The organism is Loktanella sp. IMCC34160 (assembly GCF_004145845.1).
Lineage (GTDB): Bacteria > Pseudomonadota > Alphaproteobacteria > Rhodobacterales > Rhodobacteraceae > SELP01.
Genome location: NZ_SELP01000002.1, coordinates 374,951 through 400,530 on the forward strand (window position 1 = coordinate 374,951; position 25,580 = coordinate 400,530).

Annotated in this window: 26 protein-coding genes; 7 read left to right on the forward strand and 19 right to left on the reverse strand. The window is 63.5% G+C overall.

The genetic code is table 11. The features are described from left to right. Positions 1–85 precede the first annotated feature (85 nt). From EU803_RS06190 to bcp, 3 genes are all read right to left on the reverse strand, one after another. Positions 86–919, reverse strand: a complete 834-nt coding sequence (locus EU803_RS06190; RefSeq protein WP_129680866.1) for a ferritin-like domain-containing protein — start codon at positions 917–919, stop codon at positions 86–88. A gap of 75 nt (positions 920–994) precedes the next feature. Beyond that, on the reverse strand, positions 995–1,945 hold the full coding sequence (locus EU803_RS06195) for a hypothetical protein (protein ID WP_129680868.1): 951 nt from the start codon (positions 1,943–1,945) through the stop codon (positions 995–997). 9 nt (positions 1,946–1,954) lie between these two features. Further along, positions 1,955–2,422 carry a thioredoxin-dependent thiol peroxidase gene (gene bcp / locus EU803_RS06200; RefSeq protein ID WP_129680870.1) on the reverse strand — a complete coding sequence of 156 codons (468 nt, stop codon included), beginning with the start codon at positions 2,420–2,422 and terminating at the stop codon, positions 1,955–1,957. 73 nt (positions 2,423–2,495) lie between these two features. Here bcp and EU803_RS06205 point away from each other — a divergent pair, with 73 nt between their 5' ends. The 3 genes from EU803_RS06205 to lpdA all read left to right on the forward strand — a co-directional run bounded on the left by EU803_RS06205 (position 2,496) and on the right by lpdA (position 8,417). Beyond that, positions 2,496–5,852: a DUF3971 domain-containing protein gene (locus EU803_RS06205; protein ID WP_207209171.1), complete on the forward strand. Its 3,357-nt coding sequence runs from the start codon at positions 2,496–2,498 to the stop codon at positions 5,850–5,852. Positions 5,853–5,861: 9 nt separating this feature from the next. Continuing rightward, the gene (queA, locus tag EU803_RS06210; RefSeq protein WP_129680872.1) at positions 5,862–6,917 is read left to right on the forward strand and encodes a tRNA preQ1(34) S-adenosylmethionine ribosyltransferase-isomerase QueA; all 1,056 of its coding nucleotides are present in this window, start codon (positions 5,862–5,864) and stop codon (positions 6,915–6,917) included. 102 nt (positions 6,918–7,019) lie between these two features. Beyond that, positions 7,020–8,417: a dihydrolipoyl dehydrogenase gene (gene lpdA, locus EU803_RS06215; protein ID WP_129680874.1), complete on the forward strand. Its 1,398-nt coding sequence runs from the start codon at positions 7,020–7,022 to the stop codon at positions 8,415–8,417. Between the two features lie 70 nt (positions 8,418–8,487). On the opposite strand, the gene EU803_RS06220 is transcribed toward lpdA, so the two are convergent. Both EU803_RS06220 and EU803_RS06225 read right to left on the reverse strand, forming a co-directional pair. Then, the gene (locus EU803_RS06220) at positions 8,488–8,850 is read right to left on the reverse strand and encodes a rhodanese-like domain-containing protein (protein ID WP_242494293.1); all 363 of its coding nucleotides are present in this window, start codon (positions 8,848–8,850) and stop codon (positions 8,488–8,490) included. 82 nt (positions 8,851–8,932) lie between these two features. After that, the gene (locus EU803_RS06225) at positions 8,933–9,721 is read right to left on the reverse strand and encodes a hypothetical protein (protein ID WP_129680876.1); all 789 of its coding nucleotides are present in this window, start codon (positions 9,719–9,721) and stop codon (positions 8,933–8,935) included. 192 nt (positions 9,722–9,913) lie between these two features. Between EU803_RS06225 and uvrA the strand changes: the two genes are divergently transcribed. Further along, positions 9,914–12,772, forward strand: a complete 2,859-nt coding sequence (uvrA, locus tag EU803_RS06230; RefSeq protein WP_129680878.1) for an excinuclease ABC subunit UvrA — start codon at positions 9,914–9,916, stop codon at positions 12,770–12,772. A gap of 160 nt (positions 12,773–12,932) precedes the next feature. On the opposite strand, the gene EU803_RS06235 is transcribed toward uvrA, so the two are convergent. The 8 genes from EU803_RS06235 to EU803_RS06270 form a co-directional block, all read right to left on the reverse strand. Further along, positions 12,933–13,139: a DUF2892 domain-containing protein gene (locus EU803_RS06235; RefSeq protein ID WP_129680880.1), complete on the reverse strand. Its 207-nt coding sequence runs from the start codon at positions 13,137–13,139 to the stop codon at positions 12,933–12,935. A gap of 78 nt (positions 13,140–13,217) precedes the next feature. After that, positions 13,218–14,087, reverse strand: coding sequence for a 3-hydroxyisobutyrate dehydrogenase (gene mmsB / locus EU803_RS06240; protein ID WP_129680882.1), 870 nt, complete (start codon positions 14,085–14,087; stop codon positions 13,218–13,220). Next, positions 14,084–15,145, reverse strand: a complete 1,062-nt coding sequence (locus EU803_RS06245) for an enoyl-CoA hydratase/isomerase family protein (RefSeq protein ID WP_129680886.1) — start codon at positions 15,143–15,145, stop codon at positions 14,084–14,086. Before EU803_RS06245 ends, mmsB begins: the two co-directional genes overlap by 4 nt. After that, the gene (locus tag EU803_RS06250) at positions 15,142–16,281 is read right to left on the reverse strand and encodes an acyl-CoA dehydrogenase family protein (RefSeq protein WP_129680888.1); all 1,140 of its coding nucleotides are present in this window, start codon (positions 16,279–16,281) and stop codon (positions 15,142–15,144) included. Before EU803_RS06250 ends, EU803_RS06245 begins: the two co-directional genes overlap by 4 nt. Before the next feature lie 77 nt (positions 16,282–16,358). Continuing rightward, complete coding sequence (locus tag EU803_RS06255; RefSeq protein ID WP_129680890.1) at positions 16,359–16,700, reverse strand: cupredoxin family copper-binding protein; 342 nt, start codon at positions 16,698–16,700, stop codon at positions 16,359–16,361. A gap of 72 nt (positions 16,701–16,772) precedes the next feature. Next, complete coding sequence (locus tag EU803_RS06260; RefSeq protein WP_129680892.1) at positions 16,773–17,900, reverse strand: carboxylate-amine ligase; 1,128 nt, start codon at positions 17,898–17,900, stop codon at positions 16,773–16,775. Positions 17,901–17,962: 62 nt separating this feature from the next. Continuing rightward, entirely contained in the window at positions 17,963–18,382 is a 420-nt protein-coding gene (locus EU803_RS06265; protein WP_129680894.1) for an STAS/SEC14 domain-containing protein, read from the reverse strand. Positions 18,383–18,479: 97 nt separating this feature from the next. Then, positions 18,480–19,979 carry a CoA-acylating methylmalonate-semialdehyde dehydrogenase gene (locus tag EU803_RS06270; RefSeq protein WP_129680896.1) on the reverse strand — a complete coding sequence of 500 codons (1,500 nt, stop codon included), beginning with the start codon at positions 19,977–19,979 and terminating at the stop codon, positions 18,480–18,482. Between the two features lie 135 nt (positions 19,980–20,114). Between EU803_RS06270 and EU803_RS06275 the strand changes: the two genes are divergently transcribed. From EU803_RS06275 to coaD, 3 genes are all read left to right on the forward strand, one after another. After that, a complete protein-coding gene (locus EU803_RS06275; RefSeq protein WP_129680898.1) occupies positions 20,115–21,032 on the forward strand; it encodes a LysR family transcriptional regulator in 918 nt (305 codons plus the stop codon). A gap of 57 nt (positions 21,033–21,089) precedes the next feature. After that, on the forward strand, positions 21,090–21,524 hold the full coding sequence (locus tag EU803_RS06280; RefSeq protein WP_129680900.1) for a CBS domain-containing protein: 435 nt from the start codon (positions 21,090–21,092) through the stop codon (positions 21,522–21,524). 91 nt (positions 21,525–21,615) lie between these two features. Beyond that, the gene (coaD, locus tag EU803_RS06285; RefSeq protein WP_129680902.1) at positions 21,616–22,107 is read left to right on the forward strand and encodes a pantetheine-phosphate adenylyltransferase; all 492 of its coding nucleotides are present in this window, start codon (positions 21,616–21,618) and stop codon (positions 22,105–22,107) included. Here the strand turns inward: coaD and EU803_RS06290 are convergent. The 6 genes from EU803_RS06290 to EU803_RS06310 form a co-directional block, all read right to left on the reverse strand. Beyond that, positions 22,104–22,667: a hypothetical protein gene (locus EU803_RS06290; protein WP_129680904.1), complete on the reverse strand. Its 564-nt coding sequence runs from the start codon at positions 22,665–22,667 to the stop codon at positions 22,104–22,106. The two genes, coaD and EU803_RS06290, sit on opposite strands and share 4 nt — an antisense overlap. Positions 22,668–22,781: 114 nt before the next feature. Continuing rightward, positions 22,782–23,783 carry a type I glyceraldehyde-3-phosphate dehydrogenase gene (gene gap, locus EU803_RS06295; RefSeq protein ID WP_129680906.1) on the reverse strand — a complete coding sequence of 334 codons (1,002 nt, stop codon included), beginning with the start codon at positions 23,781–23,783 and terminating at the stop codon, positions 22,782–22,784. Positions 23,784–23,889: 106 nt separating this feature from the next. Next, positions 23,890–24,030, reverse strand: a complete 141-nt coding sequence (locus tag EU803_RS18515) for a hypothetical protein (protein WP_165352788.1) — start codon at positions 24,028–24,030, stop codon at positions 23,890–23,892. Between the two features lie 9 nt (positions 24,031–24,039). Continuing rightward, entirely contained in the window at positions 24,040–24,585 is a 546-nt protein-coding gene (locus EU803_RS06300; protein ID WP_129680908.1) for a LuxR C-terminal-related transcriptional regulator, read from the reverse strand. Continuing rightward, positions 24,582–25,121, reverse strand: a complete 540-nt coding sequence (locus EU803_RS06305) for a cytochrome b/b6 domain-containing protein (protein ID WP_129680910.1) — start codon at positions 25,119–25,121, stop codon at positions 24,582–24,584. Before EU803_RS06305 ends, EU803_RS06300 begins: the two co-directional genes overlap by 4 nt. A gap of 59 nt (positions 25,122–25,180) precedes the next feature. Further along, entirely contained in the window at positions 25,181–25,432 is a 252-nt protein-coding gene (locus EU803_RS06310; protein ID WP_129680912.1) for a PepSY domain-containing protein, read from the reverse strand. Positions 25,433–25,580 lie beyond the last annotated feature (148 nt).

The following is a 25,580-nucleotide window of genomic DNA, read 5'->3' on the forward strand; positions in this document are numbered from 1 at the left end:
AGCCTCCACTTCGCCCGGTCGCAAGATTTTTGAGCAAATTTGCACAGCTAGACCCCGGAGGGCCGCTGTCTGGGCGGTATTCTGCCTAGGGCGCGCGGCCCTTCGCTGGCGTCTCCTCGGCCAGCGGCCAGTAGAAATCCGGGGGCAGTCCGGCCTCGGCCCGCTTCTCCTCGTTGAAGGGGGGCTTCAGCGTCGAATGAAAATAGGTGCGGACAAGATCGTGGAAGGCGTCTTTCGGGTCCAGATCGTGGCGGCCGCAGAGGAAATGAAACCACTTGGACCCATAGGCGACGTGGTGCACCTCTTCGGCATAAATAACTTCAAGCGCCTCGACCGCCGCCGCGTCGCCCGCCCTGCGGAAGATGTCGATCATGCCGGGGGTCACATCCAGGCCCCGCGCCTCCAGCACCATCGGGACAACGGCCAGACGGCCCATCAGGTCGGTTGCCGTGTCCTCGGCCGCGCGCCACATGCCCGCATGGGCGGGCAGGGCGCCATAGTGGCTGCCCAGCCGGTTCAGACAATCGCAGATCAGGTTGAAATGCTTGGATTCCTCGTCCGCGGCCTTCACCCAGTCGTCATAGAACCCGATCGGCAGGCGGGTCTCCGAAAACCGCGCGATGATGTCCCAATGCAGGTCAACCGCGTTCAGTTCGATATGCGCAACGGCGTGCAACAGGGCGATCCGGCCCTGCGGGCTGCCGGGGCGGCGGCGGGGCACGTCACGGGGCGGCAGCAACTCTGGCCGGTCGGGACGGGCCGGTTGGTCTGGCGGGGTCGCGGTGCCCACCGGGATCGGGGTGCCCGCATCGCGCGCGGCAAACCAGCGGGCGGCATGGCGGCGGGACAGGGCGGTCTTTTCGCGGCCATCGGCGGTGCGCAGCACCTCTTCGGCCATCTGGGCAAGGGTCTGTGTCATGACCCGCCTTCTGCCCAGTCGGGGGGCGGCCGGTCAAGTCCTTGCCGCCCGCGCCCCCCAGCCTGCGTTTGTTCGTCACCCCTGTGCGGACGCGAGTTTGCTCAGGTAGTCGAGTTCAATTTCAAGATCCGCAGTTGCTTTCACTTTGCTGCGCGCCCTGATCTCCTCGGCCACGACCTTGCGGACCTTTGCGAATTCCTTCGCCTCCGCCCGAGCCAGACCAGCACTTGTGCTGTCACCCGCATAGGTGTCAACACTCCAGCCCGCGGTTCCCAAAATCTCGCAGGCACTGCCTTTGTGGCTCAGGCCATAGGGCTGGCTGTAAATCACCTCCCCCGGTTCACCGCCACCGGCAGACGGGGTCGTGACGTAGCTTCGTTCGCCAAGGCACAGGCTGTAGTCCGCTGTCCTGAGCGCCGTTTGCGCCGTCAGAAGTGTGTCGCCGATTTCCGGAAGCGCGGCGACAAGCGATTCCGAATGTGCATCTGACCAATGCTGTAGCCCGCTGGCGGCGTGGATAGCCAAGCGGAATGCATTGTGGCGGATGAACAGCTTCCCAAGAACCACCTTGGTTTCGTCGGTCATGAAATCCGGCGGGTTCCGCAGTGTCCCTACAAAACGATAGTCCAGCGCCTCGACCAAACTCAGGGCCCCTTTGGCAAAAGTCGGGTCCCCGGTCTCGGTCCAGGCGCGGACTGCCTCGCCGACACCGTAGACATCGGCTGCAAAGACCCTGGCCGTCTCCTCGTCCAGCACGGCAAAGACGTGGGCCTTCACGTCCTCCACATCCTGCTGAACCTTCGCGATCTCGGACCGCAGCTCTTCTAGCTGCTGCGGTGTCACAGACCGTTGCCCACTGGGTTTCGGAGACCCGAACTTGATCACCGCGAATACCGTTGCGGCTACAATCAGGCCAGTTCCCAAATCCTTGTTGCCTGTGTCCTCCAAGGCCAATTCTCTCAACATGCTCAACAAATCTCCCTTCGTTGAAAGGGTCAGATTGGAAATATTATTGAGGGAATTCAAGGCTAAAAGTCAGAGCGAGCGCACCGCCTCAAGCACTTCTTCGGCGTGGCCGGGGACTTTGACCTTGGGCCAGACCCGGGCGATCTGCCCGTCCGCGCCGATCAGGAAGGTGGCCCGCTGGATGCCCATGTAGGTCTTGCCGTACATGTTCTTTTCGACCCATGTGCCATAGCGTTCGCAGGTGTCGCTCTCTTCGTCCGAGGCAAGGATCACCGAAAGCCCGTGTTTGTCGCGGAACTTGTCGTGTTTCTTGACGCTGTCCTTGGATACCCCGATCACCACCGCGCCTGCGGACTCAAACGCGGAGGCATGGTCGGTGAAGGCAATCGCCTCTTTCGTGCAGCCGGGGGTGTCATCCTTGGGGTAGAAATACAGGACGACGGGTTTGCCCTTGAGGTCCGACAGCGCGATGGTGCCGCCACCGTCGCGGGGCAGGGTGAAGTCGGGGGCGGCGGCGCCGGGTTCTGGCATCGACATGGCGGGGTCCTTCCTATTTGCCCGGCCGGTGCCGGCCGGGGCTGTTTTCGGTCCCGATTTGTTTTAGAGCGGGATGAGAAAAGATAAAGGGCGGCCCGACGCCCGGTGCGGGATCACGATGACCGAAGACGCAGGCGCGGAAAAAGAGACAGAGGAGACCGGCGCCCGCCGCCCGTCCCCCCGTCCGCCGCATCACGGGCCGTGGTTCTACCTGCGCGCGGGTCTTCTGATTGCCGTGCTGGCGCCGGTCCTTTTCGCCATCGTGGCCCTGTTCCTGATCGTCGGACGCGAGGTTGACGCGCCCAGCTGGGTCGTCTCGCGGATCGAGGCCGAGGCCAGCGCGGTTCTGGGCGGCGGCAGTCTGGACTTCGACCGGATGACCGTGACCATCGGGCGCGATCTGCATCCGACCGTGGTCCTGGAGCAGGCCAGCCTGCGGGATGCGGATGGCGCGCCACTGGCGCGGGTGCCCCGGATCGAAACCCTTGTGTCGCCGCGCGGGCTGATCCTGCGGCAGGATGTTCTGGTGCAGGAGGTGCGGGTCAGCGGCGCAGAGATTGCGCTGCGGCGATCCGCCGACGGGTCTGTTGCGCTGTCCTTCGGGACATCTGCGGGGCCGCTGCGCGAAGCGCCCGGCCTATTGGCCCTGATGGACGAGGTCGACCGCGTCCTTGAGGGCCCGAGGTTGGAGGCGCTGGAGCAGGTGAGCGTCGACGGGGTCATCGTGAATTTCGCCGATGCGCGGGCCGGGCGCAGCTGGACCGTGGATGGGGGCCAGATCAACCTTGACCTGCGGGGTGGTGAAACCGCGTTGCGGGCGGATCTGTCGCTGTTGTCGGGGCGGTCTTTCGTGACCGGGGTGATGATCAGCTATGCCAGTCCGCGCGGCAGCCGTGCGGCGCAGATGGGCCTGTCGATCACCGACGGGGCGGCGGCGGACCTTGGCAGCCAGTTCCCGGCGCTTGGGTGGCTTGGGGCGCTTGATGCGCCGCTGTCTGGCAACCTCCGGGCGGAACTGGACAGCGCCGGGGCCCTTGGTCCGGTCAGCGCGACGCTTGAGATCGGCCCCGGTGCCCTGCAGCCCACCCCGGCAACCCGCCCGATCCCCTTTGAAACCGCCAAGGCCTATCTCACCTATGACCCGGCACAGGCCGAGGTCCGCTTTGACCGGCTGGATGTGCAATCGGACTGGGGGGGATTCTCGGCCGAGGGGGTCAGCTATCTGCGGGATATGCGCGACGGCTGGCCCGGTGCCCTGATCGCCCAGTTCAACCTTGGCGATCTGAGCCTGAACCCCGATGGGGTCTTTCCCGAACCCCGGCGGCTGGACCGCGCGGCGCTGGATTTCCGGCTGCGTCTTGATCCCTTCTCGATCGAGGTGGGGCAATTCCTGATCGCGGCAGAGGGGCAAGACATCGTTGGCGCGGGCCGCATCCGGGCGGCGGAAGACGGTTGGCAGGTGGCGGCAGACCTGCGTGCCGATACCCTGCGCCCCGAGGTGGTCATGTCCTTCTGGCCCGAAGTGGTGAAACCGCGCGCCCGCACATGGTTTGCCGACAACTTGATCGCGGCCACGATCACCGATCTGTCGCTCGGGTTTCGCTGGACCCCGAACGTGCCGGTCCGCATGGCAGGCAGCGCGAATTTCAGGGGCACCACCCTGCGCTATATGAAAACGCTTCCGGTTCTGGAGCAGGCCGCCGGGTTCCTGACCATCGACGGCAGCAGTTTTGTCGCCTCGGTCGAGGAAGGGTATGTCATGGCCCCGCAAGGGGGGCGGATCGACCTTGCCGGGTCTGTCTTCTCGGTCGCTGACATTACCCGCCCTGGTGCGCAGGCCGAGGTGGGCTTGACGCTGGACAGCACGATCACCGCCGCCCTGTCGATCCTTAATCTGCCACCGTTTGAGTTCCTGACAAAGGCGGGGCTGCCCGTCGACCTGGCGGATGGCCGGTTTGCCGGGGGCGGGCGCCTGTCGTTGCCGCTTCGGCCCCGTCTTGGGCCGGACGAAGTCGTCTTTGATCTGTCCGGTCAATTGCGCGACGTGCGGACCGACAGGCTGGTGCCCGACAGGATGCTGGCGGCCAGCCGCTTGACGGTTACTGCCGACAATGCGGGGCTGGCGATTGGTGGCGCGATCCGGCTGGGACAGGCGCAGATGACGGGCGAATGGACCCGCGCCTTTGACCCCGACAACGACGGGCTGAGCCAGGTCGCGGCGGCGGTGACGCTGGACCCGGCGTTCCTGTCCGAATTCAACATCGGCCTGCCCGCAGGAAGCGTGGCCGGGTCGGGAACCGGGGTTCTGGCGCTGGACCTGCGGCCCGATACTGCGCCGTCCTTCACACTGCGGTCGGACCTGACCGGGCTGCGCCTTGGACTGCCGGCAATCGGCTGGACCAAACCAGCGAACCAGCAAGGGGTGCTCGAGGTGACGGGGCGTCTTGGGGCCGTGCCGGTGATTGACCGGCTGACCATCGACGCGGGCGGGCTGCGTGCCACGGGGGATATCGCCCTGCGCGAAGGCGGCGGGCTGGAGGCGGCGCGGTTCGACAGGGTCGTGGCGGGGGGATGGCTGGACGGGCCGGTTGTCCTGCGCGGGCGTGGGCCGGGTGCCGCGGTCGGGATCGAAATTTCGGGTGGTACCTTTGACCTGCGGCGCGCGCAGTTCGGGGACAGCGCGGGGCAGGGTGGGCCGATGGCGATCGTGCTGGACCGGCTGCAAATTTCGGATGGGATCGCCCTGACCGGTTTTGCCGGGCAATTTGACGGCGCGGGCGGGTTTTCCGGGCAATTCACCGCGCGCCTGAACGGGGGCACGCCGCTGCGTGGGTCTATTGTTCCCTATGAGGGCCGGTCGGCCGTGCGCATTCTCAGCGACGACGCGGGCGGGGTGTTCCGGTCGTCTGGGCTGTTGGAGAATGCGCAGGAAGGGGCCTTTGAGATGGTGCTTTTGCCCACCGGGGCAGAAGGGACCTATGACGGCACGATGGCGGCGACGGACCTGCGGGTCCGGGACGCCCCGGCACTGGCCGCGCTTCTGGATGCAATCAGCGTCGTGGGGCTTTTGGGGCAATTGGACGGGCAGGGCCTGTCGTTCACCAACGTCGATGCGAAATTCCGGATCACGCCCGACCGGATCGTGGTCACCGAAGGCTCTGCCGTGGGCCCGGGGCTTGGCATCTCGATGGACGGGGTCTACATGCTGGGGCCAAAGCGGATGGAGTTTCAGGGGGTTATTTCGCCCATCTACCTTCTTAACGGCATTGGATCGGTGCTGACCCGGCCCGGCGAGGGGCTGTTCGGCTTTACCTACCGGTTGGACGGCGTGGTTGGAAACCTGCGGGTGTCGGTCAATCCGCTGTCCGCGCTGACGCCGGGCATGTTCCGTGAAATCTTTCGCCGTCCGCCGCCAGAACTGAACCAATAGGACCAGACCGTGAAGCTGAGCGACTTCGACTTTGACCTTTCCGAAGACCTGATCGCAACCCGGCCCGCGCGGCCCCGGTCGTCGGCCCGGCTGCTGCTGGCCGTTGGCGACGGGATCGACGACCGGCATGTGTTCGACCTGCCCGATATCCTGCGGCCCGGCGACCGGCTGGTGCTGAACGACACCAAGGTGATCCCGGCCCGCCTGACAGGCCTACGGCGGCGCAGCGGCCCCGAAGGTGAAACCGAGGCCCGGATCGAGGCGACACTGCTTGAGCCCCGCGCCGACGGAACCTGGGGCGCGCTTCTCAAACCGCTGAAGAAGGTCCGTGATGGCGAGGTGATCGTGTTTTCCCCGGACCTTTCCGCAACCGTCGAGGGCCGGGCCGACGGGCAAGGGCATCTGCGGTTCAACCTGACCGGCGAGGATTTCGACACGGCGCTGGCCGAGGCGGGGGCGATGCCATTGCCGCCCTATATCGCGGCGTTGCGGGCGCCGGACGAACAGGACAAGCAGGATTACCAGACCGTCTGGGCAAGGAATTCCGGGGCGGTGGCCGCGCCCACGGCCTCGTTGCATTTCGACGAACCGCTGATGGCGGCGCTGGCCGTGCGGGGCGTGGACCTGACCCATGTCACCCTGCACGTCGGTGCGGGCACCTTTCTGCCGGTCAAGGTCGATGACATTCGCGACCACAAGATGCACGCCGAATGGGGCGAGGTGACGGAGAAGGCCGTGGCCGACATCATGGCGACCAAGGCGGCGGGTGGTCGGGTGATCCCGGTCGGGACCACGGCGCTGCGGCTGATCGAAAGTGCGGCAGTGGGCGGCACGCTGACCCCGTGGCGGGGCGAGACGGATATCTTCATCACGCCGGGGTTCACCTTCAACGTGGCGGATGGGCTGATGACCAACTTCCACCTGCCCAAATCGACCCTGATGATGCTTGTGTCCGCCTTCATGGGGGTGGACCGGATTCGCCGGATCTACGACCATGCAGTGGCCGGGAAATACCGCTTTTTCAGCTATGGGGATGCCTCCCTGCTATTGCCGGGCGGGCAATAGGGCTGGTTTGCACCCAGCAAATACCTGCCATGCCACCAGCCCCCTTTAGCTGGATGCGAAAATAGTTTAACGTCAAACTAATTTCAGATGGAGGAGGCTCTGATGGCCGCGAAAGAATTCGACCTTATCGTGATCGGCGCTGGTCCCGGCGGCTATGTGGCCGCGATCCGGGGCGCGCAGCTTGGGCTGAAGGTTGCCTGCGTCGAGCGGGAACACCTTGGCGGCATCTGCCTGAACTGGGGCTGTATCCCAACCAAGGCGATGCTGCGGTCGTCGGAAGTGTTCCACCTGATGCACCGGGCCAAGGAATTCGGCCTGAAGGCCGACGGGATCGGCTACGACCTGAACGCTGTCGTGCAGCGGTCGCGCGGTGTCGCAAAGCAGCTGTCGGGCGGCATTGGCCACCTGTTCAAGAAGAACAAGGTGACCGTGGTCATGGGCGAGGCGAAACTGGCCGGGAAGGGCAAGGTTTCGGTCAAGACCGACAAGGGGACCGAGGACCTGACCGCCAAGTCGATCATCGTCGCCACCGGCGCCCGCGCCCGCGAACTTCCGGGGCTTGAGGCCGATGGCGATCTGGTCTGGACCTACAAGCACGCGCTGACCCCGCCCCGGATGCCGAAGAAGCTGCTGGTAATAGGGTCCGGCGCAATCGGCATCGAATTCGCCAGCTTCTACAACACCCTTGGCGCTGACACGACCGTGGTCGAGGTGATGGACCGTGTCCTGCCCGTCGAGGATGCCGAGATCAGCGCCTTCGCCAAGAAGCAATTCGTCAAGCAGGGCATGAAGATCATGGAAAAAGCCATGGTTAAGCAACTGGATCGCACCCCCGGCAAGGGCGTCGTCGCCCATATCGAGGTGGGCGGCAAGATCGAGAAGATGGAGTTTGACACCGTCATTTCCGCCGTGGGGATCGTCGGCAATGTTGAAGGTCTGGGCCTGGAAGAGGCGGGCGTGAAGATCGACCGCACCCATGTGGTGACCGATGAATATTGCCGCACCGGGGTCGAGGGGCTTTACGCCATTGGCGATATCGCCGGCGCGCCCTGGCTGGCGCACAAGGCCAGCCACGAAGGCGTCATGGTCGCCGAACTGATCGCGGGCCAGAAACCCCATGCGATCAAGCCGAATTCGATCGCAGGCTGCACCTATTGCCATCCGCAGGTGGCCAGCGTCGGCCTGACCGAGGCGAAGGCCAAGGAGCAGGGCTATGAGATCAAGGTTGGCCGCTTCCCCTTCATCGGCAACGGCAAGGCCATCGCCCTGGGGGAACCCGAGGGCATGATCAAGACCGTGTTCGACGCCAAGACCGGCGAACTACTGGGCGCGCATATGGTTGGCGCGGAAGTGACCGAGCTGATCCAGGGCTATGTGGTGGGCCGCCAGTTGGAGACCACCGAAGAAGACCTGATGCAAACCGTCTTCCCGCACCCGACCCTGTCGGAAATGATGCACGAGGCGGTTCTGGATGCCTACGGTCGCGCGATCCACTTCTAGGCCGATCGCCCAATAGGAAAAGCCGCCGCGCAGGGATGCGCGGCGGCTTTTTTCGTTCTTGGGGAGGGGATTAGCGGGTGATCTCGCCCCCTGCCTGCGCCCAATGGGCCAGCCCGCCGATGTTGTGCACATCCTTGTGGCCCATCTGCCCCAGCGCCTGTGCGGCCATCGACGACCGTGCGCCAGAAGCGCAGTAAACCGCGATGGGCTTGCCGCTTTTGAGTTCGGCGAGGCATTCAGGGCTGGACGGGTCCGCCTTCATCCGCAGCACGGCCAGCGGCACATGCAGCGCACCCTTGGCCTTGCCGGACATGGCGACCTCGCCGCCATCGCGAATGTCGAGAACGACAATCTCGCCGGCGGCGGATTTCTGGATCGCCTCTGCGGCGGTCATGCCCGGCGTCGCGGGCTGAGACGAAAACATGCGAAACATTTTGGGCATCCTTGGTATGGCTGTGTTACGGAAGGTATATACATTAGAAAAATGAAATGTAAAGACCGACGCTCCAAATTGCTCAAGTTTCGTAGATGTAGCCCGCGTAGATCGTGTGATCGACCGAGTTGGCGACGTAGATCCGGTGGCGCTGAATCCACGGCGCGGGATTCCACGGGATCGTGTAGTCGCCGGGCGCGGACCCGTCGCTGGGCGGTATGACCTGCGGCATGTATTCGTGGTTGACCACATAGTCGAAGGCCACCGCATCCAGCCCACCGGGCGCGCCGGGGGCGGGCACCGTGCCGCGTTCATTGCCGAAGGGGTCAAGCACGACGATCTCATCTGCGTTCTTGTCTGCCAGTAGCCAGCCGATCCCCGCCGCCGACGCACCCGAAATATTGCGCCCCGGATAGTCCCGCTGCCCCAGCTTGACCCCGCTTAGCGAGCGAAGCTCGACCCGGTTGCCACCGCCGCGGATGAAGAAGAACCCGTTGGTGCCGATCCCCTCGGCATAGGCCGGGATGTCATCGTCCAGCGAGAGGTCGATGTCGGCCACTGCCTGTTCGGTGACCGGGTCGAAGGCCATGACCTGATGCATGTTGGTCGTGCCATTGGCGCAGGCCACGATGTTGCGGATCGGGTCGAAGGCGAAACCGGAGATGACATTCCAGCCGGGCGGGTTGTCATGTTCCTTGTAGGTGTGGTCCAGCGCCAGCGACAGATAGGTGATCGGGTCTTCGTAGGTCGTCTGGTTGAGATACAGGACCATCGGATCGCCGCTGACCTTGGCGACGGTCAGGGCAACCGCCTCGTCATTTCCCAGATAGGGAAAGGGGCCGGTATTGGTGACTTCGAAATGGAGTGCCATGAATTCATCCTTTCGTGAAGAAATGAGAGAGAATGACCCAAGGTTAACGCCGGTTGGCCCGTGCCGCAGGTCCGGAGAACCTGACCGAATCCGTCCCAAACACCCAATTGTTCGCGCAATGTTCCGCTTTTTTGGTTGGAGACTCGCGCCCGGTCCACTATCTGTTAACGCTGAGTGGCCCCGGGGGATCAGATGCCGGAACTGAAGTATATCGAGGTGCGCGGTGCGCGCGAACATAACCTCAAGAACATCGACGTGGATATTCCGCGCGATCAGCTTGTGGTGATCACCGGGCTGTCCGGGTCGGGCAAGTCATCGCTTGCCTTCGACACGATCTATGCCGAGGGGCAGCGGCGCTATGTCGAAAGCCTGTCGGCCTATGCGCGGCAGTTCCTTGATATGATGGAAAAGCCCGATGTGGACCACATCAGCGGGTTGTCCCCGGCGATTTCCATCGAGCAGAAGACCACGTCGAAGAACCCCCGGTCGACCGTCGGCACCGTCACGGAAATCTACGACTATATGCGGCTTCTGTTCGCCCGCGTCGGCACCCCCTACAGCCCCGCAACCGGCCTGCCGATCGAGGCGCAGCAGGTGCAGGACATGGTCGACCGGATCATGGGGATGGAGGAAGGCACGCGCGGCTATCTGCTGGCCCCCATCGTGCGGGACCGCAAGGGCGAATACCGCAAGGAATTCCTTGAACTGCGCAAGCAGGGGTTCCAGCGGGTCAAGGTGGACGGGCAGTTCTACGAATTGGACGAACCGCCGACGCTGGACAAGAAATTCCGCCATGACATCGACGTGGTGGTGGACCGGATCGTCGTGCGCGCAGGGCTGGAAACCCGGTTGGCCGACAGTTTCCGCACCGCGCTGGACCTTGCCGACGGGATCGCCATTCTGGAAACCGCGCCGACCGAAGGCGAGCCGGAGCGGATCACCTTCAGCGAAAACTTCGCCTGTCCGGTGAGTGGCTTCACCATTCCCGAAATCGAACCGCGCCTGTTTTCCTTCAACGCGCCCTTTGGGGCTTGCCCGTCCTGCGATGGGTTGGGGGTAGAGCTGTTCTTTGACGAACGGCTGGTGGTGCCGGACGTGACCCTACGGATTGCCGATGGGGCGCTAGCGCCGTGGCGCAAGGGCAAATCCCCCTATTTCCTGCAAACGATCGAGGCGATTGCCAAACACTACGGGTTCGACAAGAACGCCCGCTGGAAAGACCTGCCCGAAGCGGTGCAGGAGGTGTTCCTGCGCGGATCGGGCAAAGAGGAAATCCCGTTCCGCTATGACGAAGGCGGGCGCGTTTATCAGGTGACCCGCGCGTTCGAGGGTGTGATCCCCAATATGGAACGCCGGTACCGCGAGACCGACTCGAATTGGATCCGCGAAGAGTTCGAGCAGTACCAGAACAACCGTCCCTGTGGCTCTTGCGGCGGCTTCCGCCTGCGGCCTGAGGCACTGGCCGTGAAAATCGGCGGGCTGCACGTGGGGCAGGTGGTGCAAATGTCGATCAAAGAGGCGCTGGCCTGGGTCGAAGCGGCCCCGGAGAGCCTGACCACGCAAAAAAACGAGATCGCCAAGGCGATCCTGAAGGAAATTCGCGACCGGCTCGGGTTTCTGAACAACGTCGGCCTTGATTACCTGACGCTGTCGCGGAATGCGGGCACGCTGTCGGGAGGGGAATCGCAGCGGATCCGGCTGGCCAGCCAAATCGGGTCGGGGCTGACCGGGGTACTTTATGTGCTGGACGAACCGTCGATCGGTCTGCACCAGCGCGACAACGACCGGCTGCTGACCACGCTGAAGAACCTGCGCGATCAGGGCAATACCGTCATCGTTGTCGAACATGACGAAGAGGCGATCCGCGAGGCGGACTACGTTTTCGACATCGGGCCGGGGGCCGGGGTTCATGGCGGGCAGGTGGTGGCCTGCGGCACGCCGGCCGAGATTATCGCAAACAAGGCGAGCGTCACCGGCGATTACCTTGCCGGACGGCGCGCGATCGAGGTGCCGAAAACCCGGCGCGACGGCAACGGCAAGACCGTGACCGTGGTCAAGGCGACGGGCAACAACCTGCAAGAAGTGACGGCGGAGTTTCCGCTGGGCAAGTTCGTCTGCGTGACCGGCGTCTCGGGCGGAGGCAAATCCACCCTGACGATTGAAACCCTGTTCAAGACCGCCAGCATGAAGCTGAACGGCGCGCGGCAGACGCCCGCGCCGTGCGAGACGATCAAGGGGCTGGAGCATCTGGACAAGGTGATCGACATCGACCAGCGGCCCATCGGGCGCACGCCGCGGTCGAACCCCGCGACCTATACCGGTGCCTTCACGCCGATCCGCGACTGGTTTGCGGGCCTGCCCGAGGCGAAGGCCCGCGGTTACAAGCCCGGTCGGTTTTCGTTCAACGTCAAGGGTGGGCGCTGCGAGGCCTGTCAGGGCGATGGGGTGATCAAGATCGAAATGCATTTCCTGCCCGATGTCTATGTCGAATGCGAGACCTGCAAGGGCAAGCGATACAATCGCGAAACTTTGGAAATTCACTTTAAAGGCAAGAGCATAGCCGACGTTCTTGATATGACGGTTGAAGAGGCTCAGGAGTTTTTCCGGGCGGTTCCGAGCATCCGCGAGAAGATGGATGCGCTGATGCGGGTGGGCCTTGGTTATATCAAGGTCGGCCAGCAGGCGACGACCCTGTCCGGGGGCGAGGCGCAGCGGGTCAAGCTGTCCAAGGAACTGGCGAAGCGGTCAACCGGCCGGACCCTCTATATTCTGGACGAGCCGACCACGGGCCTGCACTTCGAAGACGTGCGCAAGCTGTTGGAAGTGCTGCATGAATTGGTGGATCAGGGCAATACGGTGGTGGTGATCGAACACAATCTGGATGTGATCAAGACTGCCGATTGGCTGATCGATATTGGTCCGGAAGGCGGCGACGGTGGCGGAAGGATTGTGGCGCTTGGCACGCCCGAAGAGGTGGCCAAAGTGGCAGAGAGCCATACCGGCCACTACCTTGGCCCGATGCTTAGCCCCGGACGGGTCGCGGCAGAGTGATCCAAAGGCGCGGCTGCCGCCGCATTCCTATTATGAAATCGGTACGGCGTCGCGCCGACCTATCCTATACGCCAAATGAAAAGAGGGGGCTGTCTGCCCCCTCTTGGCCCGTGGGGCCAATTCACCCCCGAGGATATTTATCAACCCAAAGAAGAGGTTATCAGCCCTTCTTCATCGGGCAGGTGGAGATTCCGAGCATCGTGTAGATCGGGCAGGACCCGATCAGCCCGGTCACCAGCGGAATGATCCCGAGAAGATAGAGCCAGCTGTAGGCCCCGTCGGAGTTCATGAAATAGCCCAGGATCAGTGCCGCCCCAAGGACGACCCGCAGAATGCGGTCGATGTTGCCTTCGTTCTTCTTGAGCATGTGCCCATCCTCCAGTTCAGGTTATGAGCCGATCCTAGCGTAGTGCGGCCTGCCTGTCTGTGACTAGATCACCGAAGATCACCCGCGACCGCGTTTTTCGAACCGGGGCAACATGGCCGAGAAATCCATGCCGCGTCCGTCTTCATCTTCGACGAATTGCCGGTAGAGCGCCAGCGCGGCGGCCCCCATGGGTGTATCCGCATCCACCGCCTCTGCCGCCATTTGCGACAGCCCAAGGTCCTTGAGCATCAGCTCTGCCGCGAAACCGGGCTTGTAGCCGTTGTCGGCGGGCGAAGTCGGGCCGACCCCCGGGGCCGGGCAATAGGCGTTCATGGTCCAGCTGTAGCCCGAGGAGGTGGAAACCACGTCGAACATCTTTTGCCGGTCGAGGCCCAGCTTATCGGCCAGCGCAAAGGCTTCGCAGGTGGCGATCATGGTGACGCCGAGGATCATGTTGTTGCAGATCTTGGCGGCCTGACCCGCGCCAGCATCGCCGCAATGGACGGCCTTTTGGCCCATGATGTCGAACAGTGGCTTGACCCTGTCGAAGGCGACGGCCGGGCCGCCTGCCATGAAGGTCAGCGTGCCGGCCGCCGCGCCGCCGACCCCGCCCGAGACCGGCGCGTCGACCGCCATCAACCCGGCCGCTTCGGCGGCGCGGGCCACGGCACGGGCGCTGTCCACATCCACGGTCGAGCAATCGAGGTGCACCGCGCCCGCCGCCATTACCGGGTGGATCTCGGCGGCGACCGATTGCAGGATTGCGCCGTTGGGCAGCATGGTGATCACCACGTCGGCCCCCTTGGCGGCCTCGGCCGCGGTGGCGGCCATGGGCATGCCTTCGGGGCGGGCGGCCAGATCGAAGCCGGTCACAGCATGTCCGGCGGCGATCAGGTTCTGCGCCATCGGCGCGCCCATGTTTCCAAGTCCGATGAAGCCGATATTCATGAGCCGTCCCTTTCATCGTCGAATTGCAGTTCGTCCGGTCCCAGCGGGCCGGTCATGGCGTGTACGTCCCCACCGGGCACCGCCCGCCAATCCTTGTGCGCCCATTTGGGGGTGCGGTCCTTGTCGATGATGGCGGCGCGAATCCCTTCAAGGAAGTCGCCCTGTTCCATCGACCGGTGGGTAAAGCGGTATTCCTGCCGCAGCGCCGTGCGCATGTCGTCCCTGATCCGGGCCCGGTGGACGCATTCCACTGCCGAGGCCATGGCAAGGGGCGCGTTGCGGTCCATCAGTCTTATCGCGTGCCGGATGGGTTCGGGCCAGTCGTCTTCGGCGGGCAGCCCCCGCCAGATATCGCCCAGCGTTTCGCCGCCGAAATAGTCGTCGATCACCGGTTGCCAACCGGCAAGCCGCGCGGCGGGGGCAGGGCGGGCGGCGCGGTCTACCGCCTCCCAGTCGCCGGTTTGGCAGAGGGCTGTTTTCAGGGTGTCCCATTCCGCTTCGGGGATGAAGTAATCCGCGAAGCCGGCAAAGATCGCATCGCCCGCATCCATCCGGTCGCCGGTGGTGCCAAGGTATTCGCCGATCCGTCCCGGTGCGCGGGCCAGAAGAAGCGTGCCGCCCACGTCCGGCAACAGGCCAATGCCGCATTCGGGCATGGCAATCTTCGATGTCTCCCCGACGATCCGGTGCGATCCGTGGCAGCCGACGCCGACGCCGCCGCCCATCGTGAACCCTTGCAGGAAACTGACCACGGGCTTCGGAAATTCGAACAGCCGCGCGTTCATCCGGTATTCATCGCGCCAGAACCGCCGCCCGTAGGAATAGTCGCCCGCCGTGCCGGTGGCATACATTTCCGCGATATCGCCGCCCGCGCAGAACGCCTTGTCACCGGCCCCGTCGATCACCAGAAGCGCGACATCGTCGTCCCTCGCCCAGTCCTTCAGCGCGGCGTCGATGGACATGCACATGTCATAGGTCAGCGCGTTCAGGGCCTTGGGCCGGTTCAGGGTGATCCGGCCCGCGCGCCCGTCTTTTCGGATCAGGATGTCTTCGGTCATCTGGCCACCATCTGGCGGGCGACGATCATCCGCATGATTTCATTCGTGCCTTCCAGGATCTGGTGGACCCGCAGGTCGCGGACGATCTTTTCGATGCCATAGTCGGCAAGATAGCCATAGCCGCCGTGCAGCTGAAGGCATTGATCGGCGACCCGGCTGCCGGCCTCGGTCACGAATTTCTTGGCCATGGCACAGAATTTCGTGGCATCCGGCGCGCCCATGTCAAGTTTCCATGCCGCCTGCCGCAAGAAGGTGCGGGCGGCCTGTAATTCGATCTCCATATCGGCCAGCCGGAATTGCAGGGCCTGAAACTGGTCGATGCTTTGGCCAAAGGCCTTTCGTTCGGCCATATAGGCCAACGTGGCGTCCAGCGCCGCCTGTGCTGCCCCAAGGCTGCAGGCAGAGATGTTCAGGCGGCCGCCGTCCAGCCCCTTCATGGCATAGGCAAAGCCCTTGCCCTCTTCGCCCAGCAGGTTGCCTGCGGGCACGGTGCAGTCATCCATCTGGACCTGGCGGGTGGGTTGCGATTTCCAGCCCATCTTTTGTTCCAGCCCGCCGAAGGACAGGCCGGGGGTGCCATCCTCGACCACCAGGGCGCTGATCCCCTTGGGACCGTCCGCGCCGGTGCGGGCCATGACGATATAGGCGTCCGAATACCCCCCGCCCGAGATGAAGGCCTTGGTTCCGGTCAGGCGGTAGCCCTGATCGTCCTTTTCCGCGCGGCTGCGCAGTGCGGCCGCGTCTGACCCGCTGCCCGGTTCGGTCAGGCAGTAGGAAAACACGGTCTCCATCGTCAGGGCCTTGGGCAGGAACCGCGCCTTGATCTCGTCCGAGCCGAAATCGTCCAGCATCTTGGCGCACATGTTGTGGATCGACAGAAAGGCCGCGACACTGGCGCAGGACATCGACAGGGCCTCGAACACCAGCGTGGCATCAAGGCGCGACAGGCCTGAGCCGCCGGAGTCTTCGGAAACGTAAAGCCCGCCAAAGCCAAGTTCCCCGATCTCGGGCCATAGCTCTTTCGGGATCGTGCCCTCGGCCTCCCAGTCTCGCGCGTTTGGCGCGATCCGGTCGGCACCGAACGCGCGGGCCATGTCAAAGATGGCTTCCTGTTCCTCGGTCAGGGCGAAATCCATTGCGGCCTCCCGTCAGCAAATGAACGCTTGTTCAATTTATGCCGGAGGCCCGTCACGCTTGCAAGGGGGTGGCAGCGCTAACTCACCGTGATCTTGCCTTTCATCGCCCGGTGGAACTGGCAGATGTAGTCGAATGTTCCCTCGGCCTCGAAGGTGAGGCTGACGCTGTCGCCGCGATTCAGGCGGCCGGTGTCGAAACTGCCGTCGCTGGCAGTCGCGGTATGGGGGGCGCCGTCGCGGTTGGTAAAGACGACCGTATCGCCGACGCCGATGGTCAGGTCGTCGGGGGCGAAAGCAAAGCCTTCGATCGCCACCTCGTGGGTCATGGCGTGCGATGCGGCGCGGGCCGTGCCGGATAGGGCGGCAAGCGGGGCGGCGGCAAAGAGGGCAAGGGTGGTGCGTCGGGTCAGGTGCGGCATGGTCAATCCTCCTGTTGATGCCGCTAGCCTAACACAGGTCGGCCTTCAGCCCGTGAAACCTTTTCGTGAGGGTCACAGGTCGGCGTGGAATTCCTCGATCAGGTGGGACACCACCGCCCGCATCTGCCCGTCGTGATCATCGCCCCGTGCCTCTGCCGCTGCGCAGACGGCCCGCTGGCGTTCGGCGCTGGTGCCGCCTTCGACGATGCCCATGACCTGCTCCAACTCGGTCGCGCAGCGCAGGACGCCCGCGTCTTCGGCCACCAGGTCTATTAGCTCGGACATGAGTTCCCGGAACGGCACGATCTCGGCGCGGCCAAAGTCGATCAACCCCTCGGTCACGCCATAGCGCTGCGCCCGCCAGCGGTTTTCGCCGATCAGGAATCGGTCATAGATGCGCCAGCGCTGGTTCTTCATCCGCAGGCGCCACAGCATCCGGGTCAGCGACTGGATCACGGCGGCAAGGGACAGGGTATGTTCCAGCCGGGGCTGCACATCGCAAATCCGTGCCTCGAGCGTGGGGAAGCGGGCCGAGGGGCGCAGGTCCCACCAGATTTTCGAGCTGTCTTCGATGATGCCCAGATCAATAAGGGCCGACACCGACCGGTCGTATTCCCCCCAGCTTTCGAACTGCGGCGGCAGGCCGGTGCGGGGCAGGTTGTCGAAGACCGAGATCCGGTAGCTGGCCAGCCCGGTATCGCGCCCCTGCCAATAGGGGGACGAGGTGGACAAGGCCAGAAGATGCGGCAGGAAGTAGGACAATTGCCGCATCAGATCGGCCCGCAGGTCGTTGTCCCCCAACCCCACGTGCACATGCATCCCGCAGATCAGCATCCGCCGCACGACGCCGCCAAGGTCGCGTTGCAGGCTGTCATAGCGGTCCTTGCGAGTGTGGTGCTGGTCCTTCCAATCGGCAGAGGGGTGGCAGGACACGGCGATGGGCGCGAGGTTGTAGGTTTTCGCCACCCGCGCCACGGTTGCCCGCAGCCGCCGCAGGTCTTCACGGGCGTCGCCGATGGTGGCGCAAACCCGGGTTCCGATCTCGATCTGGCATTGCAGGAATTCGGGGCTGACCTGTCCTTCCAGCTCGGCCACGCAGGCCTCCATCAGACCTTCGGGCGCCTGGGCCAGTTGCAGGCTGTCGAGGTCCACCAGCAGGTATTCCTCTTCGATCCCAAGGGTGAAATCCGGTTCCTGCATGGAGTGCTCCTGTCGTGGCTTTCAGACAGTTGAGCAGATGCGCCCCGCTCGGGCAAGCAAGGTCAGTCTGTTGGCGGGGCCGACAAAAGACTGTCGTCCGGTTCCAACCCCAAAAAATCAAAGGCTTCCTCTGCCGTGCGGAAGACCGCAAGTTCAGAGGGCAGTTGCCCGTCCGTCAGGCTTTGATACATGCGCCCGATTCCAAACGACAGGTCGTCCGGCGCCAGGATCGCGGCGCGGGTGCCCTTTGGCCGGTTCGCGTAATGCGGGATCTGGTGCAGCACCATCTGGAACATGGCCTTGAAGTCGATATCGAAGCCAGTCGCGGTGGTCATGTTCATCAGGATGCGCAGGTCCGGCGCATAGTCCGGGTCCTTGAGATATCTGTCGAAAGATTCGAGGTATTGGTCGGGCGTCACCTCGCCGCTGTAGGTGACGCACACAAGGTGCAGGTTAGGGTGAATCTTGTAGCTGACCGTCATACCCTAGGGGTCACAGCAATTCACAACATAATCAACCTAAAAGCGAATGCGGCCGCAACGTTAGGTTGCGGCCGCCCTGTTTTCGGGACTGGTTGGATCAGTCCATGGCCTTGAAGTTGAACTCGCCGCCTTCCTTGATCCCCGAGGGCCAGCGCGAGGTGACCGTTTTCGTCCGGGTGTAGAAACGGAAGCTGTCCGGCCCGTGCTGGTTCAGGTCACCAAACATGGATTTCTTCCAGCCGCCAAAGGTGTGATAGGCCAGCGGAACCGGGATCGGCACGTTGATCCCCACCATGCCGATGTTGACGCGGGCGGCGAAATCGCGGGCGGTGTCACCGTCGCGCGTAAAGATCGCGGTGCCGTTGCCGTATTCGTGGTCCATCGCCAGCTTCAGCGCTTCCTCGTAGGATTTCGCGCGGACGGTCGACAGAACCGGGCCAAAGATTTCCTGACGATAGATGTCCATGTCGGGGGTGACGTGGTCGAACAGGTGCGGCCCGACAAAGAACCCGTCCTCATACCCCTGAAGGCTGAAGTTGCGGTTGTCGACGACCAGTTTCGCGCCCTGTTCCACGCCCGAGTTGATCAGGCCAAGGATACGTTCCTTGGAGGCGGCGGTCACGACCGGGCCCATGTCCACATCGTTGCCAGCGGTATAGGGACCAACCTTCAGCGCCTCGATCCGGGGCACCAGTTTTTCGATCAGCCGGTCGGCGGTTTCATCGCCCACAGGAACGGCGACCGAGATGGCCATGCAGCGTTCGCCAGCGGCGCCATAGCCCGCGCCAACCAGCGCGTCGGCGGCCTGATCCATGTCCGCATCTGGCATGACGATCATGTGGTTCTTGGCACCGCCAAAGCACTGGGCGCGTTTGCCGGTCGCGGTCGCACGGCTGTAGATATACTGCGCGATCGGGGTGGAGCCGACAAAGGACACGCCCTGAATGATCTCGCTGTCAAGGATGGCGTCCACCGCTTCCTTGTCGCCGTTGACGACCTGGAAGCAGCCTTCGGGCAGCCCGGCCTCGACAAACAGTTCGGCCAGCATCATCGGGACCGAGGGGTCACGCTCGGACGGTTTCAGGACCACGGCATTGCCGCAGGCCAGCGCCGGGCCGACGTGCCACAGCGGCATCATGGCCGGGAAGTTGAACGGCATGATCGACCCGACCACGCCCAGCGGCTGGCGCATGGAATACATGTCGATGCCGGGGCCGGCGCTGTCGGTGAACTCGCCCTTCAGCATCTGCGGCGCGCCGATGCAATATTCGATCACTTCCAGCCCGCGCTGAAGGTCGCCCTTGGCGTCGGGGATGGTCTTGCCATGTTCGCTGGACAGAACTTCGGCCAGCTTGTCCATGTCGCGGTTCATCAGCGCGACCATCTTCATCATCACGCGGGCGCGTTTTTGCGGGTTGGTCGCGCCCCAGGCCACCTGGGCCGCCGCCGCGCGGGCGATGAAATCGTTGGTCTCGGCGGCGCTGGCCATGGCGCATTGCGCCTGCACCTCGCCCGTGGCCGGGTTGAAAACATCTGCCGTGCGGCCCGAGGTGCCGCTGACGACCTTGCCGTCGATGAAATGTCCGATCTCGCGCATCGGTATCCTCCCTGATGGGTGCGCCCGCGCGGGATGGCGGGCGATGAAAACTGCCCCCCTTATAGCCTTGCAAATTTCCCGGTAGAAGCGCTAGCTTTCCAAAATGGTCTTGCATTTATGCAAAACGAGGGCGCGATGCCGAATTGGGATGATCTGAAGGTGTTCCTGGCGGTTGCGCGGGCCGAAAGCCTGTCGTCTGCGGCACCTGTTCTGAAGATGGACCCGGCCACGGTCAGCCGCCGGATCGCGCGGCTGGAGGACGAGCTTGGCGCGGCGCTGTTCCTGAAATCGCCGCAGGGCTATGCCCTGACCGATCTGGGCGAACGGATGCGGGACCGCGCGGCCGAGGCCGAGGAGACCATGAAACTGGCCTTCGACGAGGGCCAGAAGACCACCGAGGGCCTGACCGGGCAGATCCGCATCGGTGCGCCGGATGGCAGCGCGAACTACATCCTGCCGCAGGTCTGCGCGACGATCCAGAAGGCCAACCCGGGGCTGGAGATCCAGATCCTTGCCCTGCCGCGGGTCATCAACCTGTCCCGGCGCGAAGCGGATATGGCCATCACCGTAAGCCCGCCCGAGGCTGGGCGGCTGACCGTGCAGAAGCTGACCGATTATCACCTTCATCTGGCCGCCCACGCCGATATTGCCGCCAGGATCCGGACCATGGCGGACCTGAGGGGCGTGCCCACGGTCGGCTATATCCCCGATATGATTTTTGACCGGGAACTCGACTATCTGGGCGACCTTGGGGCAGGGGGGGTGCAGATGGCGTCGAATTCGGTCGCGGTGCAGGCGATGATGTTGCGGGCAGGCGGCGGCGTCGGGTTCATCCACGATTTCATCATGCCGGTGGCGCCGGAATTGCGCTTTGTCCTGACCGGCGATGTTGCCCTGACGCGGTCCTTCTACCTTGTCCGGCATGCCGCCGACCGGCGCAACGACCGGCTGAACCGGTTCGCGACCGCGCTGGCCACCGGCGTCCGGGCCGAGGTGGCCCGGCTGGAGGCCCGGGCCTTCGACCCAGAGGGCCGCGATCATTTGAGTGCTTGACAGGATGGGCCGGACGGGGGGACGCTGGACCCATAACGAAGGTCAAGGAGCCCCATCATGCTTGTTCAGCAAATCCTGAAAGCGAAAGCCAATGCCGGAATTTTGTCTGTCACCCCCGACAGTTCGGTGCAGGACGCTCTGAAGGTGATGTCGGACAACCGGGTCGGGACCGTGGTGGTGTCCAAGGACGGCAAGAGCCTTGATGGCATCCTGTCCGAGCGCGACGTGGTACGCGAGGTGGGCCAGCGCGGCGCCCCGGTTCTGCAGGACCCTGTCAGCGCGATCATGACCGCCAAGATCATCACCGCAAGCGAAGACCAGACCGCGCTGGCGATTCTGCGGGTCATGACCGAGAAGCGGTTCCGCCACATGCCGGTGATGCGCGACGGGGAAATGGTCGGCCTGATTTCCATCGGTGACGTGGTGAAGGGACGGCTGGAAGAGCTGGCCATGGAACGCAATGCCCTTGAAGGGATGATCATGGGTCACTGACCGCGCGTCAGCGCGGGCCAATGCCGCACTTGCAAAATGGCGCGCAATATTGTTGCGTGCGCATCAGCACCGCGTCGCTGAAAGGAAGATCATGCGTATTGGCCTGTACCCCGGCACATTCGACCCGATCACGTTGGGCCATATCGACATCGTCCGGCGGGCCTGTTCGCTGGTCGACCGGCTGGTGATCGGCGTGGCGATCAACCGCGACAAGGGGCCCTTGTTCAATCTGGAAGAGCGGGTGGCCTTCATCGAACAGGAGGTCGTGCCGATCGGGGCCGACGTCGGGTGCGAGATTGTCGTGCACCCTTTCGAAAACCTGCTGATCGACTGCGCCAATGATGTTGGTGCCTCGGTCATCATCCGTGGCCTGCGCGCCGTGGCCGATTTCGAATACGAATATCAGATGGTCGGGATGAATCGGGTGCTCGATTCCTCGATCGAGACGGTCTTTCTGATGGCCGAGGCGCGGCATCAGGCGATTGCCTCGAAACTGGTCAAGGAAATCGCCCGGCTGGGCGGGGATGTTTCGAAATTCGTGACCCCCGCCGTGCGCGAGGCGCTGGAAGCCCGGCTGCGCTAGCCGAACTTGTTGTTGACCGCGGGGAAGGCGGTGACGACCGATCCGGATTGTGCCGACCCGACCCAGATTCTCTGGGTCCCGATCTTGGCCAAACCGACCCAGTTCAGACCGAATTTCGCTTTCATCTGCCGGTAGATGTCTGCCTCTTTCCCGCCGTGCGCGCCGGTGCCGAAGTGGCAATAGTCGGACCAGGCGTCGCGGATATAGTCCTTGGCCTGATTGATTGTCGTGCCAAACGGGAAGAACGTGCTGGTCTTGCTGTTACCGTAGATTTCCACATCGGCCTTGAAGACCCCGCTTCGGCTGTCCTGTTCTAACAGCCTGACGGTCATGGCACGGTTGACGCCCGCGCCGATCAGGCGCCCGGCGGCATCCTGATTGAGCGCGAGCTGTCCGGCCGACATCGGCGCCCCGTTGCGGGTGAAGTAGTTGGTCAGGTGCAGGCCAGAATGGGTGTGCCCCCTTTGATCGCCGGTCATCATGTGCCCGTCAAAGGTGCCCGCGAATGTCAGAGCCGGCACGGTCACATTGCCCGGCTTTACGCCCAGCTTGTCAGTCATCTGAAAATCCTTTCGTGCAATAATGCGACAAGGCTATTCAGGTTGAGGTTGCAAAGCAAGAACGCCGCTGCGGGGGGCAGCGGCGTTCCAAATCTTGGTCATTCAGGCGTCTGATCAGATCAGCTTGCCCATGGCGACAGCGGTGTCGCTCATCCGGTTGGAGAAGCCCCATTCGTTGTCATACCAGGTCAGGATGCGGACCATGTTGCCGTCCAGAACCTTGGTCTGGTCCAGATGGAAGACCGAGGAATGCGGGTCGTGGTTGAAATCCGAGCTGACCAGCGGTTCGTCGGTATAGCCAAGGATGCCCTTCAACGGGCCATCGGCGGCGGCGATGATCGCGGCGTTGACCTCTTCCACCGTGGTGGCGCGGGCGGCTTCGAACGTCAGGTCGACGACCGACACGTTCGGGGTGGGGACGCGGATCGCCACGCCGTCCAGCTTGCCGTTCAGTTCCGGCAGCACCAGACCCACGGCCTTGGCCGCACCGGTCGAGGTCGGGATCATCGACAGGGCGGCGGCGCGGGCGCGGTACAGGTCCTTGTGCATCGTGTCCAGCGTCGGCTGGTCGCCGGTGTAGCTGTGGATCGTGGTCATGAAGCCCTTGGTGATGCCGATGGCATCGTTCAGCACTTTGGCCACCGGCGACAGGCAGTTGGTGGTGCAGGAGGCGTTCGACACGACGATGTCATCGCTTGTCAGCGTGTCATGGTTCACGCCGTAGACGATGGTCTTGTCCGCGTCCTTGCCGGGGGCAGAGATCAGAACCCGGCTGGCGCCGTTTTCAAGATGCGCCTGACAGGCTTCCTTGGAGGTGAAGATGCCGGTGCATTCCATGACGATGTCGATATGGGCCCAGGGCAGGTCCGCGGGGTTGCGGATTGCCGTTACCGCGATCGGGCCACGGCCCACGTCGATGGTGGTTTCCGTGGTGGTCACGGTCGCCGGGAACCGGCCGTGCACGCTGTCGTAGCGCAGCAGGTGGGCGTTGGTCTCGACCGGACCCAGATCGTTGATGGCGACCACTTCGATATCGGTGCGGCCCGATTCAATGATCGCGCGCAGCACGTTCCGCCCGATGCGTCCAAATCCATTGATGGCAACCTTAACGGCCATGTCGGTCTCCTTTCCGGGAGGTGATGTCGGATGTTGGCGCTAACATTGCGATTTAAGCGGAAAGGTCAACCGCCTTTATGGGGTATTCGGGCCGGATCGGCGGGGATCAGCGCCAGAATTTCAGGTATTCGATCAGGGAAACGCCCCAGCGGGCGAGTTGCAGGCCGATTTCGGTCCCAATGCGCTGGTCGATAATGATCGCCACAATCAGCAAGACAAAAAGGATCAGGGCAAGACGGGTGGTCATGGACCGGTTCTAACCCGCGGGATCGCCGCCGGATAGCCCCTTGCCGTGGCCCTCGGCGTTGGGTTGGAACTCCATCAGGTCGTCCAGAAGCAAGGACAACAGCTCGCCCCGGTTGCTTGCGCCGGCCTTGCGGTAGATCGCATTCAGATGTGACTTGACCGTGCCTTCGGCCGATCCGCGCAGGCGGGCGATATCGGCAATCGACAGGCCCTTGATCGTGAAATGGGCCACATCCCGTTCCGAAGGCGTCAGCCCCCAGCGGTCAAGATGCGCCTCGATCACCTCGTGCAGCGCCTTGGAGGCCTGCGACACCTGCCGTTCAAGATGGGCCGTGCGTTGCAGCATCCCCGACAGAACCCGGATTTCGAACAGGATGCCCGCAATCAGGGCGACCACCGCGATGAATTCGATGCCGAAGTGGCTGGTGAAGAACCCAGCCAGCCCCATTTCAAACCCATCCGCGACCACGTCGAACAGGAAGAAGGCGGCGCAAAGGGCCTGCGCCACGATCAGGAGCGAAACAAACAAGGGCCTGTCGAAAATCGGGGTTTTCATTCCGCAATCGTAGCATTGGCCGGAACGGACTTGACACCTGTTATCATCGCCTGAGGCAAATTGACACCGGTGCGGCGGCTTTCCCAGACAACGGCAACAACATGCGCCACGACCGAGATTTCGGCCCAGGTGACAAAGACCTCGTGGGCCTCTTCAACCCATTCGATCCCGAAATAGGCGTTGGTGGTCATCATGTAGCCGGTCGCTCCGATCACCAGCATGGCAGCCAGAAGGTTCAGGATCATCAAGGCACCAAGGGGCGTATGCCCGAGGTGAACCCGGGTGCGCCCTGTCGCCATGTCCCCCATTTGCCCGACAACCCCGGCGCGGGTTGGCCAGAAACTCGAGAATCGGGCAAAGCGGGGCCCGACCAATCCCCACAGGATCCGGGCGCCGACCAGCCCCACGACGATGTATCCAAGGGTTTCGTGAAGGTCCTTTTCGGGATTCGTGAACAGGGCGTTGGCCGCGAAACACACGACAACGGTCCAGTGAAAGACCCGGACGAACGGATCCCAGATGCGGTATTTGGTCATGATTGCTGTCCTTTGAGATGGCAGGCCGGGCCGGGGCGGGCCCGACCCGGTTCCAACGATCAATCGTTGTCGTTGCGGTCGACGATGTTGAAGTCGGCGTCGAGGAACAGTTCGAACTGTTCGCCATCCTTGAGGGCATAGACCTCGAAGTAACCATCTTCGGTCTTGATCCGGCGGACCTCATAGCCGTCGGCGACCATCAGTTCGGTGATCTGGGTGCGGATTTCGTCGGTCAGAACCGGCTCAGCGCCCGAGGCAAAGGCAAAGTTGGCAGGCCCGATCAGGGCGAGGGCGAGGATAAGTTTCTTCATTGCGTTGGTCCTTTTCACGATGTGCGGGCACCGGATTGGCGCACCGTCGGGACCAAGGATTTGCGTCGTCACGCCGACAGACCATTCGCCCAAGGTTTAGGTCGGGCGGGGCATCACGACGGTTCAGGGGCCTCAAACCCAGGTTCAG

Excerpts from the sequence above, each read along its gene's own strand:
- EU803_RS06205 (WP_207209171.1), top strand. The coding sequence starts at position 2,496 with ATGAGAAAAGATAAAGGGCGGCCCGACGCCCGGTGCGGGATCACGATG.
- EU803_RS06225 (WP_129680876.1), bottom strand. The coding sequence starts at position 9,721 with ATGGCACTCCATTTCGAAGTCACCAATACCGGCCCCTTTCCCTATCTG.
- gap (WP_129680906.1), bottom strand. The coding sequence starts at position 23,783 with ATGGCCGTTAAGGTTGCCATCAATGGATTTGGACGCATCGGGCGGAAC.
- EU803_RS06255 (WP_129680890.1), bottom strand. The coding sequence starts at position 16,700 with ATGCCGCACCTGACCCGACGCACCACCCTTGCCCTCTTTGCCGCCGCC.
- EU803_RS06250 (WP_129680888.1), bottom strand. The coding sequence starts at position 16,281 with ATGGATTTCGCCCTGACCGAGGAACAGGAAGCCATCTTTGACATGGCC.
- uvrA (WP_129680878.1), top strand. The coding sequence starts at position 9,914 with ATGCCGGAACTGAAGTATATCGAGGTGCGCGGTGCGCGCGAACATAAC.
- mmsB (WP_129680882.1), bottom strand. The coding sequence starts at position 14,087 with ATGAATATCGGCTTCATCGGACTTGGAAACATGGGCGCGCCGATGGCG.
- EU803_RS06260 (WP_129680892.1), bottom strand. The coding sequence starts at position 17,900 with ATGCAGGAACCGGATTTCACCCTTGGGATCGAAGAGGAATACCTGCTG.
- EU803_RS06220 (WP_242494293.1), bottom strand. The coding sequence starts at position 8,850 with ATGTTTCGCATGTTTTCGTCTCAGCCCGCGACGCCGGGCATGACCGCC.
- EU803_RS06265 (WP_129680894.1), bottom strand. The coding sequence starts at position 18,382 with ATGACGGTCAGCTACAAGATTCACCCTAACCTGCACCTTGTGTGCGTC.
- EU803_RS06290 (WP_129680904.1), bottom strand. The coding sequence starts at position 22,667 with ATGACTGACAAGCTGGGCGTAAAGCCGGGCAATGTGACCGTGCCGGCT.
- EU803_RS06305 (WP_129680910.1), bottom strand. The coding sequence starts at position 25,121 with ATGACCAAATACCGCATCTGGGATCCGTTCGTCCGGGTCTTTCACTGG.
- EU803_RS06280 (WP_129680900.1), top strand. The coding sequence starts at position 21,090 with ATGCTTGTTCAGCAAATCCTGAAAGCGAAAGCCAATGCCGGAATTTTG.
- bcp (WP_129680870.1), bottom strand. The coding sequence starts at position 2,422 with ATGTCGATGCCAGAACCCGGCGCCGCCGCCCCCGACTTCACCCTGCCC.
- EU803_RS06245 (WP_129680886.1), bottom strand. The coding sequence starts at position 15,145 with ATGACCGAAGACATCCTGATCCGAAAAGACGGGCGCGCGGGCCGGATC.
- EU803_RS06300 (WP_129680908.1), bottom strand. The coding sequence starts at position 24,585 with ATGAAAACCCCGATTTTCGACAGGCCCTTGTTTGTTTCGCTCCTGATC.
- EU803_RS06190 (WP_129680866.1), bottom strand. The coding sequence starts at position 919 with ATGACACAGACCCTTGCCCAGATGGCCGAAGAGGTGCTGCGCACCGCC.
- EU803_RS06310 (WP_129680912.1), bottom strand. The coding sequence starts at position 25,432 with ATGAAGAAACTTATCCTCGCCCTCGCCCTGATCGGGCCTGCCAACTTT.
- coaD (WP_129680902.1), top strand. The coding sequence starts at position 21,616 with ATGCGTATTGGCCTGTACCCCGGCACATTCGACCCGATCACGTTGGGC.
- EU803_RS06235 (WP_129680880.1), bottom strand. The coding sequence starts at position 13,139 with ATGCTCAAGAAGAACGAAGGCAACATCGACCGCATTCTGCGGGTCGTC.
- EU803_RS06270 (WP_129680896.1), bottom strand. The coding sequence starts at position 19,979 with ATGCGCGAGATCGGACATTTCATCGACGGCAAGGTCGTCAGCGGCACC.
- EU803_RS06275 (WP_129680898.1), top strand. The coding sequence starts at position 20,115 with ATGCCGAATTGGGATGATCTGAAGGTGTTCCTGGCGGTTGCGCGGGCC.
- lpdA (WP_129680874.1), top strand. The coding sequence starts at position 7,020 with ATGGCCGCGAAAGAATTCGACCTTATCGTGATCGGCGCTGGTCCCGGC.
- EU803_RS18515 (WP_165352788.1), bottom strand. The coding sequence starts at position 24,030 with ATGACCACCCGTCTTGCCCTGATCCTTTTTGTCTTGCTGATTGTGGCG.